The sequence below is a fragment of the Sinomonas susongensis genome (assembly GCF_005877005.1).
Classification (GTDB): Bacteria; Actinomycetota; Actinomycetes; order Actinomycetales; family Micrococcaceae; genus Sinomonas; species Sinomonas susongensis.
Map to the genome: position 1 here is coordinate 76142 of NZ_SSNH01000009.1, position 18658 is coordinate 94799.

Here is an 18658-nt window from a genome sequence, read left to right on the forward strand (position 1 = left end):
ACCATGAAGACCACCCGTGCCCTGCGCGCCGGGGGCGCCGCACTCGCGCTCGCGGCCGCCATGTCAGGCTGCTCGCCCAGCGCTCCGAGCGCGGAGGACGACGGCGGCCGGATCCGCCTCGCCATGCTGCAGCCCCCGCGCTCGGGGCTCACGCCGTTCAGCGACGACGCGTTCAAGCTCTCGCGCTGGGGAACGGCAGAGACGCTCGTGATGCTGGACGAGAACGGCGAGGCCCTCCCTCATCTCGCGACAGGATGGAAGCGCGTGGGCGAAAACGCCTGGGAGTTCACGCTGCGCGACGACGTCGAGTTCCACGACGGGACCAAGCTGAGCGCTGCCGCGGTCGCGAACACGCTCACCCGCGCGACGAAGGCCGCACCCAAGCCCCGGATCCTCGATGGCGTCGAACTCACCGCCGCGGCAACCGGCCAGCTCACCGTGCGCGTCGCGACGGCCGCGGTCGATCCCCTCCTCCCCCAGCGCCTCTCGAGCCCCCAGCTCGCGATCCTCGCCGAGAGCGCCTATCGCTCCGACGGCACGGTGAGCCCCGTGGGCACGGGGTCGGGGCCGTTCAGGCTCGTCGCCGTCAACGGCACGTCCACCGCGACGCTAGACCGCTTCGACGGCTACTGGGGAAAGCGTTCGACGGCGCCCGGCATCGACGTCTCGTTCGTGCCCGACGGCACGGCCCGCGGCGCGGCCCTCCGCACAGGTTCCGCCGACGTGGTCGAGGCGATTCCGGTCTCCCAGGCGCCCCTTCTGGACGACAGCCTCATTCACGAGGTCCCGATGCCGCGGACGAACACGCTCTACCTCAACAACGCGATGGGACCCTTCGCGGACTCCAGCCTCCGCGCGGCGGCGCGGAAGGCGCTGAACCCCGATGGCATCGTCAAGACGGTGTACGAGGGGCGGGCCGACGTCGCGGCGGGGCTTCTCGGACCCGCACTGCCGTGGGCAGCGACCCTTCGCGCCGGAGGCGAGTCCGCCACGGCATCGGGCTCCCCGGCGGGCGCACGGATTCGGCTCGGGACCTTCTCCGACCGGGCGGAGCTGCCCGAGGTCGCGGTGCTCGTGGAGCAGCAGCTCGAGGCGGCAGGCTTCGTGGTAGAGCAGGTGGTCCGTGAGTACGCGCACTTCGAGAAGGACATGCTCGCGGGCGCGTTCGACGCCGTCATCCTCTCCCGGGCCACGGTCCTCGACTCGGGCGACCCAGTCGCGTACATGTTCAGCGACTTCTCGTGCAAGGGCTCGTTCAACATTGCGCACGTGTGCGATCCGGAGATCGACCGAGCCCTCGCGAAGGCGTCGTCCGCGGAGCCGGGACCGGAGCGGAGGGCAGCGATCATGGCTGCCGAGGCGGAGATCCTCAAGCGGGACGCAGCGCTCCCGATGCTCCACGAGCGGGTGATCCAGGGCGAGGCGGCGGGCGTGTCCGGTGTCTCGCGCGATCCCAGGGAGCGCGCGCTCATCACGGGCGAGAGCGCGGCAGTGCGCGGGGAGCGCTGAGGATGGGCCGCATCCCCGGGCGCGGGGATGGCGTACGACGACGCCGCACGCACCGGCGGAGCGCCGCATGGCCGCGAGCACACTCGGCTGTTGCCGCAGCCTCCCGATCCGTGACCGTCGCGCTCGTCGTGTTCCTGCTCGGCATCCTGCCGTGGCTCTCCTCGCACGACCCCGCGCTCGCGATCCTGCGCGCAAGGTCCGCCGAGCAGGAGGCGACTCCCGAGGCGCTCGGCGCGATCCGGCAGGAGCTCGGCCTCGACGCCGGCCCGTTCGCAGTCTTCGCGGGGTGGCTCGGGCGGGCGCTGACCGGCGATTGGGGTGTCTCCTGGGTCAGCGGAAGGCCCGTGCTGCCCGGTATGGTGCAGGCGATGCTCGTCTCGCTCGGGCTCATGGCCGCCGCGCTCACGGTCGCCCTCGTGGTCGCTGCAGCACTCAACGTTTCGGCCCTCCGCCGCGGCCTCGACGGGCGAACAGCCAGGACGTCCGGAGCCCTGGCCGCGGCGCTCACGTCCCTGCCCGAGTTCCTGCTCTCGGCCCTCCTGCTGGTGGCGGGCGCTGTCTGGCTCCGCTGGTTCCCGCCGTACGGGTGGTCTGGCCCGTCGTCGGCGGTGCTGCCGGCGCTGGCCCTCGGCGTCCCCGCCGGCGGCCTCCTCGGGAGGCTCGTCTCCGATTCCCTGGCCAGTGCCCTGAGTGAGCAATGGGTGGCGACGTGGATCGTCTCGGGCTATTCGCGTCGCGCAATCGCCCTCAACGCGCTCCGCCGGAGCCTGCCGTCGGTCCTTCCGCAGCTCGCGCTCGTTCTCGTCGGACTCGTCGGCGGCGCCGTCGCCGTCGAACGCGTCTTCGCGATCCCGGGCATCGGCCGCGCGACCCTGGGCGGGGTGTCGGCCCAGGACGTCCCGACCATTCAGGCGGGCGTCATGCTGCTCATGCTGCTCTCGACGGCGCTCGGGGGCGCCGCGGGCCTCCTCAGACGGGTGCTGCTCGGGCCGGCGATTCGGGCCTCCGCCGTCCCGGCGCCCGCGCCCGTCCCCGCCGGCACACGCCGCACGTGGCTCGTCCCCGCCGCGTCCCTCCTCGCCCTCGCCGGCCTTGTCGCCGCAGGACTGCCGCGGGACCCGTACTCGACGGCGCACGGAAGGCTCGCACCGCCGTCGGTCGTCATTCCGCTCGGGGCGGACGCGAGCGGCCGCGACCTGCTGGCCCGCGTGGCACACGGTGCTCTGACGACCATCGGAACCGCCGCCCTCGTAACGTCGGTCTGCCTCGCCATCGGGCTCGCCCTCGGCCTGTGCGGGCGCGCCGCCCTAGGACCCATCGAGGTCGCGAAGGCGGTTCCGCCCGTGATCGCCGGGCTCGTCGTCGTCGCCCTCATCGGGGCGTCGGCAACCGGCGCGGCGATCGCCGTTGCGGCCGTCGGCTGGGCTCCGCTCGCGGCGCACACAGCGGCGCTCACCACCGAAGCACGCGCTCAGGCGCACGTGCAGATCGCACCTGTGCTCGGCACGGGCCGCGCACGCACGATGCTCGGCCACGTCCTGCCCGGAGTCGTCGGGCCTGTCGTCCGCCACGCGGCGCTGCGCCTGCCGGGCACGGTGCTCGCGCTCGCAGCGCTCGGCTTCCTCGGGATGGGCCCGCAGCCGCCGCATCCCGACTGGGGCCTGGTCCTCGCAGAGGGCATGGCCTACGTCGAGCGCGCGCCGTCCGTGGTCCTCGGGCCCCTCTGCGCGCTGGTGCTGCTCGCCGTCTCGGCTGTCTCACTGTCAGGGCTCTCCGCAGACCTCGGACGGAGGTCCGAGGCCGGGTGAGCTGCTCCGACGAATATCGGTTCAGGGGCTCGCGCCCGCACGGTCGCCGTGCTGGACTGGGTCGGGCGGCAGAGGCCCACCCGGGCACTGCCGCCCATCGAACCGGCCGAGGGCGGCCGCGCCGCCCGGGAAGGACCAATAGGCCCATGGCAACGTACAGGATCGGCTACCTCGTCGGCAGCCTTGCTTCTGCTTCCATCAATCGCACCCTCTCAAAGGCCCTCATCCGGTTGGCCCCGGAAGAGCTCGAGTTCGCCGAGATCCCCATCGGAAACCTCCCGCTGTACAGTTCCGACTACGACGCCGACTACCCGCCCGAAGGCCGCTCGTTCAAGGACGCGGTTGAAAGCTCGGACGGCATCCTGATCGTCTCCCCCGAGTACAACCGCTCGATTCCCGGGGTGCTCAAGAACGCGATCGACTGGGGATCCCGGCCGTGGGGCACCAATTCGTTCGCCCGGAAGCCCACGGGGATCATCGGGGCCTCGCCTGGCAACATCGGCACCGCGGTCATGCAGTCGTCGATGCGCGCGGTGCTGAGCTTCCTCGACGCGCCACAGCTGAACTCCCCCGAGGGCTACATCAAGTTCGACCGGGCGGTCTTCGGCAACGACGGCTCCGTCTCGGACGAACAGACCGAGAGCTTCCTGCGCCACTACATGTCGGAATACGCCGCCTTCGTGGCACGGGTCCTTGCCGCGGACGCACCCGGGCACATCGGCGACCGCGATCCGTACGCCCACGCGTGACCCCTAGCCCGGGCGGCCGTCCCTGCAACCGGGTGTCACAAGCGCCCTGCGTCAAGCCGGCCGTCCGGGGTACACCTTCGATGTCCAAGCAACCACGTCGGACCATCTGAAGGAGAAGCCATGAGTTTCGAACCGCGCACCGCCATCGTCACCGGCTCCGATTCCGGAATCGGTCAAGCGACCGCCGTCGCGCTCGCGGCAGCGGGAATGGACGTGGGCGTCACGTGGCACTCGGACGAGAAGGGCGCCCAGGAGACCGCCGAGGAGATCCGCAGGCACGGCCGGAAGGCGTACGTTGCCCAGCTGGACGTCGCCGACACGCCAGCCTGCGGTGACGTGATCGACGATCTGGTCTCACAGCTCGGCGGCTTCGACGTCTTCGTGAACAACGCCGGCACGGGCGCGAACGAGCCGTTCCTCGACATGGAGTACGAGCGCTGGCGGGAAATCGTCGCCACCGACCTTGACGGGGCCTTCGTCTGCCTCCAGCGGGCAGCGCGACACATGGTTCAGGCCGGCAATGGCGGGCGCCTCATCGCAGTGACGAGCGTGCACGAGCACCAGCCTCGGGTCGGCTCGTCGGCGTACGACGCCGCGAAGCACGGCCTCGGGGGCCTCATCAAGACGATCGCCCTGGAGCTCGGCGAGCACGGCATCACGGCGAACTCCGTGGCGCCGGGCGAGATCGCGACGCCCATGACCGGCCAGGAGGACGAGGACCCGCACGGTGTCTCACGTCCCGGGGTCCCGCTCGGCCGCCCGGGAGACGCGCGCGAGGTGGCGGCCGTCATCGCGTTCCTTGCCTCGCCCGCTTCGAGCTACGTCACGGGTGCTTCGTGGCCCGTCGACGGCGGCATGCTGCAGATGGGTCCGCAGGGCGGCTCGCACATCACGGGCGACGACTGGCGGAAGGGCTGAGCGAGGGGGCTGCGAAGCCCTAAGCCGCGACCGTGAGCAGGCGGGCGCTGCCGTCCGCCTCGCCCACGAGGCGGACCCGCAGCCGCCCGAAGGAGACCTCGCCAGTCACGAGCAGCGCGAAGTACCGGAACAGCTGCTCCTCCCGCGAGAGCGCCTGCAGGAGCGCGCCCGCGTGCTCGAAGAACGCCTCGGCCACGACGAGGCCGGCCACCGCCCGGTTCCTCACCGCCGTCATGAACGCGTCCACCCGCCGGAACAGGTCGGGCACGAACAGGAGCACGACGGCGAAGATCCCCGCAGCGACGACACTGATCCGATCCGTCACGACCACGTACGCAAGCGCAAGGCCGACGACGACGACGAGGACGCGGCTGGCCACGTTCAGCACTCTGGCGAGGGTGCGGTGCGACTTCACCCGCTCGAGCACCGCGTAGTCTGCGGCGAGGGCGAGCCGCTGCCCGGCCGCGAGGATGGTCTCACGCACAAGGCGCGTCCCATCTGGAAGGAGTGTCCCTTGCGCTCCGAAAAGTTGGCGTGTCATCTGTCCCCTCGCGTTGCCCGGCCCGGTGAGTCGACTACTATTCTCCCACGCGCCGTCGACCGCGGGGCAAACTGCGACGTCATGGCCCGACTCGCACGGTCCCGGCCGGAGCCGCCCGCGCCTGCTTACCCCTCGGGGTCAGCGCTCAGGGTCAGTTGCTGTCAACCCGACTGAGGGTCTCCCTGGTCTTTGCGAGTCGGCGGGGCCTGCCTTCCCGATGCTCCGCCTCGGCCGCCGCCTCCCGGGGCCGAAAAGGGGCCAGATGCTGCCCTCCGTTGCTGCGCAGGCTTTCGTCGTTGCTGCGCAGGCTTCCGCCGCGCGGATTCCGGTGGCTCTCGCTGCGCTGCCCGTCCTCGTGCCTGTTCCCGCCGCTGGACTCGTCCCCGCTCGCAACGCGATAACCCTGCCCCTGCTGTTGCCGCTGCCGGTGATGCTCTATGAGCAGGCGCGCCATGAGCCGGGCGCGCTCGGCGGCACGCGTGTCGCCCTCTGCGTCCGCGACCATCGCGCCCTTGATGAGGATGTGGCACGACCAGGCGAAGCCGTCCGGGTCGTCGAGCCCGGCCGCGATGGCGATCGCTGCGAGCTGGTCCCGCGTCCGGCTGAGGTATTCGATGCTGGCCTTGCCCAGAGGGTGGTCGGGACCCATCTCGATCATGACGTGGAGGAAGGCGCTTGCCTCGGCCTTCCCTCGGTGGAACCAGTCGTCGAGTACGCCGAACACCGCGAGCAGGGCCTCGTCGCGGCTGTCGATGCTCTTGGTGGCCGCCTCGACGGCGGCACTCCTCGCAAGGAACCACCGGTCCAGATAGGCCAGGACGAGTGCGTCCTTGGATGGGAAGTGCCGGTAGAAGGTTGCCTTCGCAACCCCTGAGCGGCCGATGATCTCATCCACACCGACGTCGCGGATACCACGCCGGGCGAAGAGCTCGTACGCAGTGTCCACTATTCTTTCGCGCGCACCAGGCTTTCTGCCCGTGGCCGCGCGAGCATCGCCCCGAGCGTCCATGCTGGCCATCCTATCGCATTGACTGGACAGACAGGTCTGTCTACATGTAGAAAATTCTTGAGCAGACAGACCGTTCTGTCTCAACCGGGCCGACAGGGCGTCGGCCCTCCGCGGTGAGTAGGAGGACGCTGTGACTGAGCTGATGAGCCGGCTGCCCCTCGGCGGGGCCGCTTCCAGGGCTGTGTCCCCTTCAGCGGCGCTCGCGGGAGAGCGCGTGGACGAGGCGGAAGAACTGCGCGAAGTGGCGCAGTTGGCCCTGGCGATGGCTCTCCGCCGCTACCGAGAGGGTGCCGAGAACTCGCCTAAGGCCTGCGCGTGAGGCAGCAACTGGACCCCAAGGGGGAAATGAGGCGCGCCCTCGCGGGCGACCGCAAGGTCATCGTCGACGGACGCAACGCCGAACTGCACTGCTACTTGGTGGCAGCTGGGGTGCAGTCGGCGCGCGTCGTGTGGACGACGGCGTCAGGGCGGCGCAGGCAGCGAATCGTTCAACTCGCGCAGGTCCGGCTTCCGGACCCGGCGACGCCGTGGGAGGGAGTGGAGATCTCCCCCGACCGGATTCCCTTCGCCTCCCCCGCCCGCCTCTGAGGCGTACAGCGAGGAGAGCGGGAAGCCCGACTGGGCCCCAGGGGCCGGACTCCGAGGAGCGGAGCGGCCTGTGGGTCTAGGCTCGGGCGTGTGGGCGACGCAGCCGGCGCTCGCTCGAGAGGGAGTTCCATGGCCGAGCTCGATCCGCAGCGCCTGTCCTTCAAGTACCGCCTTGTGCAGGATGGCCTCCTCGACGCTGACGAGTCGCCGGAAGACTATCCGCAGGAGTGGTGCTTCTCCGTCTCGGCGACCGTCTACCACCGCTTCGACGACGACGGCCGCGAACGCCGGGTCGGCCGCGGCCGCGTGTATGTCGTTCCGGATGCGACCGACATCGACCTCTTCGAGGTCCTCGACGCGCACAGCCAGGAGCTCGCCGACGTCGCGGCCATGCTTCTCACAGACCGTCCTGACCTCTTGGCTGCCCTCGCGGCGGGCACCCGCCACGACCTGATGTACGTCGCGGACCTCGAACTCCACCGGGAGTTCCGCGGGCAGGGGCTCGGGCGGAGCATCCTCCGCGCGCTGCTCGAGGCTGTGGGCCGCGGGGTGGGTCTCGTCATCCTTCAGGCCGCGCCCCAGCTGAGCGGCGAGCTGGACGACGACGGGGACGCCGGCATGGGCATCGGCCGGACCGGCAGAGTGGCCACAGGCGAAACTGGAATCGACGGCGCAGTCGCCCGCCGTCGTGCGAAGCGCTCCTTGGCGCGATACTGGCAAGCAGCAGGTTTCGAACGAGCTGCCGGCGACTACTACGCCCGGCTGGTCTGAGGAAGCAGTCGACATGGACGATGTGGCACGGCCATCCGGGACACAACCGCGCAGCGGCGGCTATCTCGACCGCCCGCACTCGAGTTCGCTGGCCGACGTGCTCAACGTGATCCTCGACAAGGGCCTCGTCATCGACGCCTACGTGCAGCTCTCCCTCCTCGGTGTAGACGTCCTCACGGTCGACGCGCGCTTCGTGGTGGCGAGCGTGGACACCTATCTCCGCTACGCGGAGGCGACCAGCAGGCTGAACCTGGCGAAGCAGACCGAAGGGAAGGGACTCCCGGAGCTGGGCAAGAAGGCCATCGACCGCACCGTCGAGACCGTCGCCCACGAGGTCGCCCAGAGGAAGACCGAGGACTTCGTGGGAAAGGTCAAGGATTTCTTCACCCCGGACTGACCTGTTCGACGTCGGGCCAGCATAGGATCGCCCCGTGGACACGACACCTCCGCGCCTGGACGCTGCGACCCTCGCCCTGCACATAGAACGGAACCCGGAGCTCATCGGCGTCGGCATGGCCGCACCGGTGGTCGTGCGCATCGTCCCGCACCCGGAACCCGACCGCTTCGCCGTCGTCCTCGCCGAGCCCGACGGCGGCGCCCGGCACGTCGTCGAAGTCCAGCTCGGCGAGGCGGACGAGGACCAGATGCTGCGCGCGCTCTCACACTGGGCCGTCGAGCGCCAGGCGCTCCCCGACGTCGAACACCACGCCGCGATCGTTGCGGAGACTGTTCCCCCTCAGGTGGCGCGCGCCGTGGCCCTCGCCCGCCGCATAGCCCCCATCGAGGCGCTCGAACTCGAGGTCGGGCAGGGGCACGGGGACCTGGCGCTGCATGCCGGGCCGGTCGAACCGCCCCCCAGCGCCGATCCGGAGGCCGAGCTCGCGAGCGCCCTGCGCCTGCGCCGTTTCCTCGAATCGCTCGACCCCTCGGACCCGCTTGCGGCACGGGTCATGGGGCCGCGTCCGACGACCCTCGACCGAGGCGAGGGCTGATTCGGGCCCGCTCCCCTTCCCGCCCGCTTCTTCCAGCCGTGGCCCGGTTGGCCGGCCGGCGGGCGGGTAACGCTGGGGGACGTGAAGGTCAGCGCCGTAAGGAGAGCATCATGATCGAGCGAGGCAGCAACAAGCACGGACCGCAGCTGGACGACGAGATGAAGCACGAGGACCAGGGCACGATCCGCAGCGGGCGTCCCGGCCACGTCGAGGACTTCCGGCAGACCGAGCCCTTCCCCGACGATACCGACAGCCCGGAGACGCAGGCAGCGATGGGGCATGGACTCGGCGTGCCCGAGGGCGAGGAAGGCGGAGAAGGCGAAGATCTCGGCGGCGAACCCGAATGATGTGACTGCTCCTCCGGCATGGGTAAGGAGCCGTCATGGAGGTCCTGCCAGCGGAGCACATCTACGCGGAGATCCTTGCGCGGCTCACCGCCGCCAGACGCAGCGGTTCGCTGCGGGAGTCGGTTGAGGCGGAAGTCTGGGAGCCGGCGGCCGAGAGCCATCGGCCCTCGACTCCCCGGGTCGGCGATCCGTGCGAGGGCTGCGGCGAGCCATGGCCGTGTCCGGTGGTGCGGGACCTGCTCAAGTCGGGCGTCGTGGCCCCGCTCGAGGAGATCGCCTCAGCCCTGCCGCCTCCCCTAAGTGCGGCCGCAGCGGGACCCGCGGACCACCACGTGCTCCGCCGCCGTTGGGTGCCGCGGCACCGCCGCCGGCAGCCGCGCCGCTTCCCGCCGGCCTCGTGACGCCACCCCGGGGCCACAGCCAGTTGAAAGGTGCCCCAAAGCCCGCGGACACCTGCCCCGAGGACAGTGGAACGTACACCCACTGGACCCGAGGAGGCAGGAATGATCATCTACCGGCCCATTGCCCGGCTGGAGGTCGACGACGGCGGGCTGAGGTCTGCCTTGAAGGCCATGGCGTGGACGGCGCTGCTGGGCGCACCCCCTTGCGGTGATTCGCCTGACGGCGACTCACCCGAAGAAGACTCACCCGATGAGGCGAGGACGGTCAGAGGGGCGCAGGAACTGCAGCCTTGCGAACGGCGGCGAGCCGCTCGTCGTTCGTCAGAGCATGCGAGAACGGCGTCGCCCGTCGCAGCCGAGCACCCCGCTCACCCGGCGCGAGCATCGCATCGATAAGCGACTCAGCGTCCCCGTCGAGCAGCCGCGCCCACTCCGCATGCACGTCCTCGTGCATGTCCTCGGTGCAGACGCTCGCCGTGGATAGGGTCCCTGTGCTGACGGCTCCCGAGGGGACGGCTCCCGGGCTGACGGCCCCCGAGGGGACGGCTCCCGCAGATACCGTCCCTGCGGCCACTCCCTCCAAGGCCATCTCCCCCGGGGACCCGTCAGCCATCTGGCTGGCCATCCCTCCTGTGCCGGCCAGCGGTGCCGCCGCAAGGTTCGCCCGGGCGGCGGCGAGGACCGGCCCCGCGTCATCGCGCAGCTTGTCCACGACCGCGCGGTGAAGCTCCCACGCGACGCGCTCGTCATGGCTCTCGAGGACGGGGCGCCTGCCCCGTGCCTGCTCTATGTCGTCCTGGACGGTCAACACGCTGCATCCGAGGATGTGGGCGATATCGCCGAGCGGGACGCCCGCCGCGTAGAGGCCGAAAATCGACTCGCAGCGGTCCCCCTCGGGGATCGATGTGCCCTCGCCCGCAAGCAAGGGATCCTCGGACGAGGTGACAGCCTGCTCGAGCAGGGAAGCGATGAAGGGTCGCAGCATGCCGGATGGGTACCCAGCTTCTGCGAAACCACGCCGAACGGCCCGCAGCTGAAACTGCCGCTCGAGAAGACGGCTGCTCCTGCCTGAAGCTGCTCGAGAAGACAGCTGCTCCGCACCTTCCGCCGAGGGGTCGGAGGAAGGTGCGGAGCAGCCGATTCGGAGGTGCGCCGGGTGCCTAGAAGGCCCCGATGCCGTTAGGTGTCCCGAGACCCGTCGGGCCGTCCCAGCCGGTGCGGGCGGCGCACCACTGAGGCGTCGTGCACGTGCCGTTGCTGCCCGAGGTGACGTCGAAGAGCGACGCCGCGTGGGCATAGGGGATGCTGTTCGCGTAGGTCCCGCTCGCCTTCGACCCGGTGTTGCCGGACAGCGCGTACACGGAGGCGATGATGGGCGCAGCCTCGCTCGTGCCACCGAACTGGCCCCACGACGAAGCCGTGCTCGAAGTCGGGTAGAGGACCGCGAGGCCGCCGTTGTTCGGATCCGCGACCGCTGCGACGTCATTCATGGCGCGCTTTGCGCAGCCCGTTCCGACGTTCGCCGCAGCCGGGAGCGCTGCGTTGTACGACGAGCAGCCCGACCCAGTGCCGCTCCACACCGTCTCCGACCAGCCGCGCGCTGTCGAGGACTTGACGAGGGACGTACCCCCGACAGCCGTCACGTAGCTCGACGTCGCGGGGTACGCCGCGCCCTGATAGCCGTTGTCTCCCGCGCTCGCCGTGACCGCGATGCCGGGGAAGCTGTAGTACTTCCCGTACGTCGCATCCGAGGCGTCGGAGCCCCCGTAGCTGTTGGAGATGGCGACGACGCCGGGCTGCTTCGCGGCGGTCTGCTCGGCCGTGCCGAGGTCGGCGAACGAGGTCGAGGACGCCTGGACCACGACGATCTTGCAGTCCGGGCAGGACGCGGAGACCGCGTCCACGTCGAGGGCCTGTTCCTGGGCCCAGCCGACGTTGAACGCCGGCGCGGCCGTCCCGCCCGACTCGTTGAGGACGCGCAGGCAGCCGGTGCTCGCCGTGCATGCCGGGAGGCCGAACTGCTTGCGGTAGTTCGCGAGGTCGCTCGCGAGGTTCGGGTAGCCGTAGGCGTCGACGATCGCGACGGTGCGGCCGCCCGAGGCGGTGCCCGTGAGCTTGTACGCGTCCCGGAGCTGAGCCGGAGTGAGCGCGCTCGCCGGGGGCGTCGTCGTCGTCAGCGGCCGGCCCTTGGTGTCGGTCACGACGCGCGCGGTGCACGCCGCCTGGCCGGCGGCGGGAAGCGAGCACACCTTGGCCGAGTGCTCGAGAGCCTGTGCTGATGGTGCCGCCATGGCGGCGCTGGTGCCGGCGAGGAGCCCGACTGCGACAAGCAGCGCGAGGCCGACGGCGGAGAGCAGCTTCCTGATGGGTAACGCCCCCTTCGGGTCTGAGAGTCTGGGAGCTCGCACTGCTGCAAGCTCGCCTACATCGACGCTAGGGGGAGGCCGCACCCGGACCGCCGCAATTGGGCAGAAGCTGCGGAAAGCCTTGCAAGGACCTCAGGCCAGCCCGCGGTCCGGACAATCTGGGACGCCGAAAGGGCACGGAAAAGGAGGGATTCCCTTCCGGGGACCCCTCCCTGTCCCGCTCTCTCGTCAGAGGGGGCGGATGCTCTGTGCCTGCGGGCCCTTCTGGCCCTGGCCGACTTCGTACTCGACCTTCTGGCCCTCTTCGAGGTTCTTGAAGCCGCGGCCTTCGATCTGCGTGTAGTGGGCGAACAGATCCGCCGAGCCGTCATCGGGGGCGATGAAGCCGTAGCCCTTCTCGCTGTTGAACCACTTGACGGTGCCTGTAGCCATGGTGCTGCCTTTCCCGGGCAGCGCCGTGGCCGCTCATGCGGCCGGATCCCACGCCGTCCTAGACGTAAGCCTAATGTGGGGGTGCGGCAGTGCCAAACGGTCAACTCGCCCGCGTGGCGGGCAATATGGGCCTATGGATGCAGTCGAGGCTCTGAATGAGATCGCCTTCTGGCTCGAGCGCGAGCTCGCCCCGAGCTTCAAGGTCAAGGCGTTCCGCAATGCTGCCGCCGCAATCTCGGGCCTGACGGACGACGACGTCGCCGCCCGCGCGCGCGACGGGCGACTCCGACGGACGAAGGGAATCGGGAACCGGACCTTCGAGGTGATCCTCCAGGCGACCGAGGGCGGGATCCCCGACTACCTCCAGGCGCTGCGCGAGCGGGCCAAGCAGCCGTTGGCCACGGAAGGCCGCGAGCTGCACTCGCTCCTGAAGGGGGACCTGCACAGCCACAGCGACTGGTCGGACGGCGGCTCCCCCATCGAGACCATGGCACAGGCCGCGAGGATCCTCGGCCGTGACTACCTCGCTCTCACCGACCACTCGCCGAACCTCACGATCGCGAATGGCCTGAGCAGCGAGCGCCTCTCGCAGCAGCTCGACCTCGTAGACGGCTACAACGAGACGGCAGCCGACGGTTTCCGCCTGCTCACCGGGATCGAGGTGGACATCCTCGAGAACGGGACGCTCGATCAGGACCCCGGGATGCTGGACCGCCTCGACGTCGTCGTCGCGAGCGTGCACTCGAAGCTTCGCTCCGAGGCGCGGGTCATGACACGCCGCATGCTCGGCGGTATCGAAGATCCGCATACCGACGTGCTCGGCCACTGCACCGGACGGCTCGTCACGGGCTCACGCGGAAGCCGTCCAGAGTCGGAATTCGACGCCGAGCGCGTCTTCGCGGCCTGCGCCGAGAACGGGGTCGCTGTGGAGATCAACTCGCGCCCCGAACGGCAGGACCCGCCCGACGACCTCATTCAGCGAGCGCTCGACGCCGGATGCCTCTTCAGCATCGACAGCGACGCCCACGCCCCCGGCCAGCTCGACTTCCTGCAGTACGGGGCGGCACGGGCCGCCGCAAACGGAGTCCCCGCCGACCGGATTGTGACGACCTGGCCGCTCGAGCGACTCCTCGAGTGGACCGGGCGGCGGCGGTGAGCCTCCGGTCCGGTCGGGGCAGATCCGCCTCCGGATCGTGACATTCCGACACCCCTAGACGGCCGGGACGCCCTCCTATAATCCGAGCCATGGGCTTTGCCTCGAGTGCCGCGAGAGGGTTGGGGAAGCTCCTCGCGTTCTTCTTGGTCAGCGCGGTCTGCGGGGTGCTCGTGGCGGCGCTCATGGCCCCGGCTGTTGCGAGCGCGTGGGCCGCGGCCGACGGCTCGGTCCAGTTCTTCAACAGCCTGCCCAGCCAGCTCACCGTGACGCCGCCGGACCAGGTGACGAGGATCCTCGCGGCAGACGGTTCCCAGATCGCGACCCTCTTCGACGAGAACCGGACCTCCGTACCCCTGGACCAGATCTCCCCCACTATGAGGAACGCGATCGTCGCGGTCGAGGACTACCGGTTCTACGAGCACGGGGGGATCGACACGACAGGCATCGCCCGCGCCCTCATCGCCGACTTCCGCGGCGACCGTCAGGGCGCGTCGACGCTGACGCAGCAGTACGTGGCGAACGTGCTCAAGGAGAACGAGATCGCCCAGGGTACGAGCGCCGACGTCGTGCTCAACGGCCAGAAGACCATCGGGGACAAGCTGCGCGAGATGAAGCTCGCGATTTCGCTCGAGCAGCGCTACACGAAGGATCAGATCCTCCAGGGCTACCTCAACATCGTGTTCTTCAACACCAACGCCTACGGGGTCGAGGCCGCGAGCGAGTACTTCTTCTCCGTCCATGCCAAGGACCTCACCCTCCCTCAGGCGGCCCTCCTGGCCGCCCTCGTGAACGGGCCGTCGGTGTACGACCCCACCGTGCACCCCGACAACGCGGTCACCCGGCGGAACCTCGTGCTGGATGCGATGCTCCAGCACGGCTACATCGACCAGAAGCAGCATGACGACGCGGTCGCGACGCCGCTCCAGCTCAAGGTCAGCCCGCCCAAGCAGGGCTGCCCCTACGCAACCCAGGCCCAGTACTTCTGCGACTACGTCCTGCACGAGATCCTCAACGACCCTGCGTACGGCGCGACGCAGGCCGACCGCCTGCAGAAGGTCATGCGCTCGGGCCTCACCATCACGACGACGCTCGATCCCCGCCTTCAGGGGCCCGCCCAGGCGCAGGTCGACGCGACCGCCGGTGCCAACCCGGACAAGTGGGGCACGTCGCTCGTCACGGTCCAGCCCGGCACGGGTCGGATCCTCGCGATGGCGCAGAACAGCCGCCTGCTCCCGGGGCAGGGCCTGAACTACGTCACGAGCTACAACTTCAACGTCGACAAGGCTGACGCGCACGGCAATCCCCTCGGAGGCGCCGGCGGCATGCAGCCCGGTTCCTCGATGAAGCCCATAACGCTCACCGCGTGGCTCACCGAGGGCAAGACGACGAACACCATCGTGGACGCATCGCACCGCGTGTACCCGCTGAACTACCCTTGGAAGGACAGCTGCGGCAAGGTGGTTGGCGCCTACGACGACGCCGAGGTCAGCCTCGGTGCGGCGCCGAACCTGCAGAACGACGAGCCCGGCTGGTACGAACCCATGACCGTCCGGGAGGGCGTGTACCAGTCGATCAACACGGCGACGTTCGCCTCGGCCGCCGCCCTCAACGACTTCTGCGACATCCAGCGGGCGGCCAACGCCCTCGGCATGGAGGACGGCGGGGGCAATGGCCAGATGATCGACATGTCCACGCTCGGCGACCTCCTCGGCGGCATGAACGTCGCACCCCTCACGATGGCCAACGCGTACGCCACGTTCGCCAGCAACGGCACCTACTGTGTGCCGATCTCCATCGCGAGCGTGACCGATGCGCAGGGCAAGAAGATCGGCGGACAGGCCCAGTCGTGCCGGCCCAACTCGATCCGTCCCGACGTGGCGAAGGCCGTGACAGACGTCCTACAGGACGTGCTCACGAAGGGTTCCGGGTACAACATCAAGGACAGCGCAGGCCACACCATCACGCTCGGCGTTCCCGACGCGGCCAAGACGGGCACCAATCAGTACAACAGCGAAACGTGGCTGATCGGCTACACGCGGGGCCTCTCGACGGCGTCGTACTTCGGTGAAGCGCTCGGCAACCCGGAGGACCATCTGGGCCGCAACGTGATCGTGAACGGCAGGTTCTGGCCCGTGATCGACGGCGCATACATCGCCGGGCCGCAATGGGCGTACTACATGCAGCATGTCCTCGGCCTGTACGACCACGGCCCGTTCGATCCGGCGCCCCCAAGCCTCATCGGACCGCCGGTTCCCCCAGTGCCCCAGGGCACAGGCCCGTAAGGCTGCTGAAGCTCGCGCATGCGGCGGTGCCGGGCCGTCGAAGGGGCCCGACACCGCCGCAGCGCTGGCTGAGGAAGGCTACCGCTGGCCCTCGACACCGTCGGCGTCGATGTGCTCCTTGGCGACCTCCTCGTTCACGGTCTCCTGCCCAGTGGTGCTCTCCTTGCCGAGCCGGACACGCTCCACGGGAACCGTCTCCTTCTCCACGACGGGCCGCTCTTCATGGAGGACCACCTCGTGCTCCTCCTCGGAGAGCTCAGGACCGGCCAGGGCTGCGTCCCGGTTGGCCTCCGTGATGGGCTCGCGCTCAAGCCTGACCTCTTCCCGCTGGACCGGGACCGTCTTGGTCACATTCTCCGTCGTGACGTACTTCCGCAGGCGGGCCCGACCCGTCTCCTGCTGCTCGGTGCCGACGTGGAGACGCTGCTCGGAACGAGTCATCGCATCATCGGTGCTGGGTCCGGACGTGTCGCGCCCAACGGTCCCGGGGGCGTCTTGGGCTGCCTCGCGCCCGCTTACGCCACCGCCGGTGGCCGCGTATCCCGTGCCTGTCGTCGCGGCGTCGGCCGTGGGAGTGTCCATCCCCTGGCCCTCGCCGACGGTGCGATCCGTGCCCGCACGGCCACCCGACCATCCGAGCCCTCGGTAGTACTCGTACAGCCGTGCTTCCTCATCGACTTCCAGGTGCCGGTCAGGATCGACCCGCGGCGCGTCCTTGACCTGCTCCTTCGTATAGGGCACGACGAGGTCCTCCCCTTGAAGCCGGGCCTCGTCAAGAGGCACGAAGGACTCATGCGTTCCGAAGAGCCCGGTCTTCACGGTGACCCAGTTCGGCTCGCCGGTTTCGTCGTCGAGGTAGAACTGCCCAATTCCCCCAAGCTTCTCGCCGTCGGGGGCGACGACATTTCCGCCATTGCTGATGAGACGATCAATGTGCTCCTTGGTGACCACTGGTCCTCCTTGGATTGGTGCGTCGGATTCTTCTGTCGTGACGCCGTCCGGACGACGCTGTCGACGAGATACCCCCGCCCATGCACCGCAACCATCCAGTAACACGGCTCTCATTTCCGCGTCCAAGTCCCATGGATGGCTCCAAGGACGATTGTTGGCTCCAAGGACGAGGACAGGCCCTCGCGTTATGCTCTGCCTAGTGGGGGCGCGGGAGGTGCTCCGGGTACGCCGAGAAGGAGCACTCCGTATGAGCGATCAGCTGAGCGACCAGCAGGGCCGCCCTCGTCCATGGCCGCCTGAGTCCGGCCTCGGCCGTTCGCCACAGCGTTCGCCCCTGCGTAACGGTGACGACCAGCTGGCGGCTCCGACTGGTCTCTCCCCGGAGGACGCCGAGGCTTCCCGCCGCTGGCGCGTGGTCGTCGGCATCAGCTCGCTGGTCCTCGCTCTCGCCTGCGGCTTCTACGCGTTCACGAACACCATCGCGGTCGTCAGCGCTACGAGGGCCATTGAGGCGGCCGGCGGCTCGGTCCCGCAGAGCGCGATGGCCATGGCCGTCGCGATCATCGTGGTCTTCGGCCTGCTTGCCCTCGGCTACGCCGTGATCGGCATCTGGAACATCGTCGCCCGCACAGCGACGTCTGCTGCGCCCCTGGTGGCAGCGATCGTGCTCGCCGGAATCTCGCTCGTCCTCACCGTGCTCTACATGCTCAGCACGGGCTCGATCGGCCTCCAGGCAGTAGGCCTGGCCCTGAACGCGCTGGTCATCGTCCGGGCGGTCCGACTGCTCCGGATGAAGAAGGCCGCCGCCGTCTAGTCCTCAACGTGCCGGCCCCAGAATGAATCAGAAGGAAGGGGTTTCCGATTGATCGACTACCTCACCGCCGTCGGGCAGGGAACGGTCCGATTGGACCGGGGTCCCCGGCCCGAGCTGGCGCCGGGGCACGTGCGGGTGCGCGTGGCCTTCGTCGGCGTGTGCCATTCGGACACCGCCATGGTGAGGGAAGGCCAGGGCCCCTTCCCGTCACGCCTCGGGCATGAGGTCTCGGGCACCATCGTCGAGAGTCGCGACCCGCAGCTGCCCGAGGGAACCAGGGTCGCCGCGTACATCAGCGACGGCTACGCCACAGAGGTGGAGGTTCCCTCGGAACGGATCATCCCGCTCCATCCAGGGTGCTCGCTCGCAGACGCCGCGCTCTCGGAGCCCCTCGCGTGCGCCATCGGTGGCGTGGAGATGCTCGATCTTGCCAGCACGCCGCACGTGGTCCTCGTCGGGGCCGGCTTCATGGGCCTGCTCGCGCTGCGCCTCATGGTGGGCCGGGGCCTGCAGGTCACGGTCGTCGAGCCGCGGGAGAGGACCCGTGGCATCGCCGCCCAGTGGGGTGCGGAAACCACGTTGGCCCCCGGTGACGTCCCGGCCGAAATGCTCGCGAGCAACCCCGTCGTCGTCGAGGCCACGGGCTCGGCGGGCGGTCTTGAGCTGGCGAGCAGCCTCGTCCAGATCGCCGGGACCCTCGGCATCCTCGGCTACCACCAATCGAACCAGGGGCGGCGAACGGTCGACATGGAGAGCTGGAACTACCGCGCGCTGCGGGTCCTGAGCCTCCATCACCGGAATCCAGCGGACGTGATGCGGTGGATGGACCGGGCCCAACGACTCAGCGCACACGGCATCGTCGTCCCTTCGCAGCTCGTCGACCGGCGCATCGCATTGGCCGAACTCCCCGAGCTGTTCATGGGCGGGGAGCACGGAGACACCGTCAAGACCCTCCTCGACCTCGGTTCCGGTGTCACGGACTGAGCAGAAGAGCCTCTGGCTGCAGAAGAGCCTATAGTCGGTG

At 69.6% G+C, this 18658-nt stretch carries 21 protein-coding genes; 15 read left to right on the forward strand and 6 right to left on the reverse strand.

Annotation, left to right across the window (positions count from 1 at the left end):
• The first annotated feature begins 3 nt into the window (after positions 1–3).
• The 4 genes from E6A21_RS13150 (at position 4) to E6A21_RS13165 (ending at position 4984) form a co-directional block, all read left to right on the forward strand.
• On the forward strand, positions 4–1509 hold the full coding sequence (locus E6A21_RS13150) for an ABC transporter substrate-binding protein (RefSeq protein WP_138444611.1): 1506 nt from the start codon (positions 4–6) through the stop codon (positions 1507–1509).
• Positions 1510–1619: 110 nt separating this feature from the next.
• A complete protein-coding gene (locus tag E6A21_RS13155; protein ID WP_246036494.1) occupies positions 1620–3317 on the forward strand; it encodes an ABC transporter permease subunit in 1698 nt (565 codons plus the stop codon).
• Between the two features lie 146 nt (positions 3318–3463).
• The gene (locus E6A21_RS13160) at positions 3464–4066 is read left to right on the forward strand and encodes an NADPH-dependent FMN reductase (RefSeq protein ID WP_138444613.1); all 603 of its coding nucleotides are present in this window, start codon (positions 3464–3466) and stop codon (positions 4064–4066) included.
• Between the two features lie 120 nt (positions 4067–4186).
• Complete coding sequence (locus E6A21_RS13165; RefSeq protein WP_138444614.1) at positions 4187–4984, forward strand: SDR family oxidoreductase; 798 nt, start codon at positions 4187–4189, stop codon at positions 4982–4984.
• Positions 4985–5003: 19 nt separating this feature from the next.
• Here E6A21_RS13165 and E6A21_RS13170 read toward each other — a convergent pair whose 3' ends face one another.
• Entirely contained in the window at positions 5004–5468 is a 465-nt protein-coding gene (locus E6A21_RS13170; RefSeq protein ID WP_138444615.1) for a hypothetical protein, read from the reverse strand.
• 208 nt (positions 5469–5676) lie between these two features.
• Positions 5677–6471 (reverse strand): TetR/AcrR family transcriptional regulator, encoded by a 795-nt coding sequence (locus E6A21_RS13175; RefSeq protein ID WP_246036496.1) that lies wholly within the window; start codon positions 6469–6471, stop codon positions 5677–5679.
• A gap of 193 nt (positions 6472–6664) precedes the next feature.
• Between E6A21_RS13175 and E6A21_RS13180 the strand changes: the two genes are divergently transcribed.
• From E6A21_RS13180 to E6A21_RS13210, 7 genes are all read left to right on the forward strand, one after another.
• Positions 6665–6853: a hypothetical protein gene (locus tag E6A21_RS13180; RefSeq protein ID WP_138444617.1), complete on the forward strand. Its 189-nt coding sequence runs from the start codon at positions 6665–6667 to the stop codon at positions 6851–6853.
• On the forward strand, positions 6850–7122 hold the full coding sequence (locus E6A21_RS13185; protein WP_138444618.1) for a hypothetical protein: 273 nt from the start codon (positions 6850–6852) through the stop codon (positions 7120–7122). The genes E6A21_RS13180 and E6A21_RS13185 overlap by 4 nt, the downstream gene beginning before the upstream one ends.
• Before the next feature lie 129 nt (positions 7123–7251).
• Positions 7252–7893: a GNAT family N-acetyltransferase gene (locus E6A21_RS13190; protein WP_138444619.1), complete on the forward strand. Its 642-nt coding sequence runs from the start codon at positions 7252–7254 to the stop codon at positions 7891–7893.
• A gap of 13 nt (positions 7894–7906) precedes the next feature.
• Positions 7907–8290, forward strand: coding sequence for a gas vesicle protein GvpJ (gvpJ, locus tag E6A21_RS18435; RefSeq protein ID WP_138444620.1), 384 nt, complete (start codon positions 7907–7909; stop codon positions 8288–8290).
• Between the two features lie 34 nt (positions 8291–8324).
• A complete protein-coding gene (locus E6A21_RS13200) occupies positions 8325–8885 on the forward strand; it encodes a hypothetical protein (RefSeq protein ID WP_138444621.1) in 561 nt (186 codons plus the stop codon).
• A gap of 110 nt (positions 8886–8995) precedes the next feature.
• On the forward strand, positions 8996–9232 hold the full coding sequence (locus E6A21_RS13205; RefSeq protein ID WP_138444622.1) for a hypothetical protein: 237 nt from the start codon (positions 8996–8998) through the stop codon (positions 9230–9232).
• A 35-nt stretch (positions 9233–9267) separates the two neighbouring features.
• The gene (locus E6A21_RS13210) at positions 9268–9633 is read left to right on the forward strand and encodes a hypothetical protein (RefSeq protein ID WP_138444623.1); all 366 of its coding nucleotides are present in this window, start codon (positions 9268–9270) and stop codon (positions 9631–9633) included.
• Positions 9634–9898: 265 nt separating this feature from the next.
• Here the strand turns inward: E6A21_RS13210 and E6A21_RS13215 are convergent, their stop codons facing one another.
• The 3 genes from E6A21_RS13215 to E6A21_RS13225 form a co-directional block, all read right to left on the reverse strand.
• On the reverse strand, positions 9899–10618 hold the full coding sequence (locus E6A21_RS13215) for a hypothetical protein (protein ID WP_138444624.1): 720 nt from the start codon (positions 10616–10618) through the stop codon (positions 9899–9901).
• 175 nt (positions 10619–10793) lie between these two features.
• Positions 10794–12041, reverse strand: a complete 1248-nt coding sequence (locus E6A21_RS13220; RefSeq protein ID WP_212745937.1) for a S53 family peptidase — start codon at positions 12039–12041, stop codon at positions 10794–10796.
• 186 nt (positions 12042–12227) lie between these two features.
• Positions 12228–12431, reverse strand: a complete 204-nt coding sequence (locus tag E6A21_RS13225) for a cold-shock protein (protein ID WP_043120608.1) — start codon at positions 12429–12431, stop codon at positions 12228–12230.
• Between the two features lie 133 nt (positions 12432–12564).
• Between E6A21_RS13225 and E6A21_RS13230 the strand changes: the two genes are divergently transcribed.
• Both E6A21_RS13230 and E6A21_RS13235 read left to right on the forward strand, forming a co-directional pair.
• Positions 12565–13587 (forward strand): PHP domain-containing protein, encoded by a 1023-nt coding sequence (locus tag E6A21_RS13230; RefSeq protein WP_138444625.1) that lies wholly within the window; start codon positions 12565–12567, stop codon positions 13585–13587.
• Positions 13588–13676: 89 nt separating this feature from the next.
• Entirely contained in the window at positions 13677–15869 is a 2193-nt protein-coding gene (locus E6A21_RS13235; protein ID WP_138444626.1) for a transglycosylase domain-containing protein, read from the forward strand.
• Positions 15870–15947: 78 nt separating this feature from the next.
• Here the strand turns inward: E6A21_RS13235 and E6A21_RS13240 are convergent, their stop codons facing one another.
• Positions 15948–16820 carry a DUF2382 domain-containing protein gene (locus E6A21_RS13240; protein WP_138444627.1) on the reverse strand — a complete coding sequence of 291 codons (873 nt, stop codon included), beginning with the start codon at positions 16818–16820 and terminating at the stop codon, positions 15948–15950.
• Positions 16821–17067: 247 nt separating this feature from the next.
• On the opposite strand from E6A21_RS13240, the gene E6A21_RS13245 reads away from it, so the two are divergent.
• Both E6A21_RS13245 and E6A21_RS13250 read left to right on the forward strand, forming a co-directional pair.
• Positions 17068–17634 (forward strand): hypothetical protein, encoded by a 567-nt coding sequence (locus E6A21_RS13245; RefSeq protein WP_138444628.1) that lies wholly within the window; start codon positions 17068–17070, stop codon positions 17632–17634.
• A 48-nt stretch (positions 17635–17682) separates the two neighbouring features.
• Entirely contained in the window at positions 17683–18618 is a 936-nt protein-coding gene (locus tag E6A21_RS13250; protein ID WP_138444629.1) for an alcohol dehydrogenase catalytic domain-containing protein, read from the forward strand.
• The last annotated feature ends 40 nt before the right edge of the window (positions 18619–18658 follow it).

What these genes read in the sequence shown, in the direction of transcription:
- E6A21_RS13230 (WP_138444625.1), top strand. Translation starts at nt 12,565, where the DNA reads ATGGATGCAGTCGAGGCTCTGAATGAGATCGCCTTCTGGCTCGAGCGC.
- E6A21_RS13210 (WP_138444623.1), top strand. Translation starts at nt 9,268, where the DNA reads ATGGAGGTCCTGCCAGCGGAGCACATCTACGCGGAGATCCTTGCGCGG.
- E6A21_RS13205 (WP_138444622.1), top strand. Translation starts at nt 8,996, where the DNA reads ATGATCGAGCGAGGCAGCAACAAGCACGGACCGCAGCTGGACGACGAG.
- E6A21_RS13160 (WP_138444613.1), top strand. Translation starts at nt 3,464, where the DNA reads ATGGCAACGTACAGGATCGGCTACCTCGTCGGCAGCCTTGCTTCTGCT.
- E6A21_RS13165 (WP_138444614.1), top strand. Translation starts at nt 4,187, where the DNA reads ATGAGTTTCGAACCGCGCACCGCCATCGTCACCGGCTCCGATTCCGGA.
- E6A21_RS13245 (WP_138444628.1), top strand. Translation starts at nt 17,068, where the DNA reads ATGAGCGATCAGCTGAGCGACCAGCAGGGCCGCCCTCGTCCATGGCCG.
- E6A21_RS13150 (WP_138444611.1), top strand. Translation starts at nt 4, where the DNA reads ATGAAGACCACCCGTGCCCTGCGCGCCGGGGGCGCCGCACTCGCGCTC.
- E6A21_RS13225 (WP_043120608.1), bottom strand. Translation starts at nt 12,431, where the DNA reads ATGGCTACAGGCACCGTCAAGTGGTTCAACAGCGAGAAGGGCTACGGC.
- E6A21_RS13215 (WP_138444624.1), bottom strand. Translation starts at nt 10,618, where the DNA reads ATGCTGCGACCCTTCATCGCTTCCCTGCTCGAGCAGGCTGTCACCTCG.
- gvpJ (WP_138444620.1), top strand. Translation starts at nt 7,907, where the DNA reads ATGGACGATGTGGCACGGCCATCCGGGACACAACCGCGCAGCGGCGGC.
- E6A21_RS13190 (WP_138444619.1), top strand. Translation starts at nt 7,252, where the DNA reads ATGGCCGAGCTCGATCCGCAGCGCCTGTCCTTCAAGTACCGCCTTGTG.
- E6A21_RS13235 (WP_138444626.1), top strand. Translation starts at nt 13,677, where the DNA reads ATGGGCTTTGCCTCGAGTGCCGCGAGAGGGTTGGGGAAGCTCCTCGCG.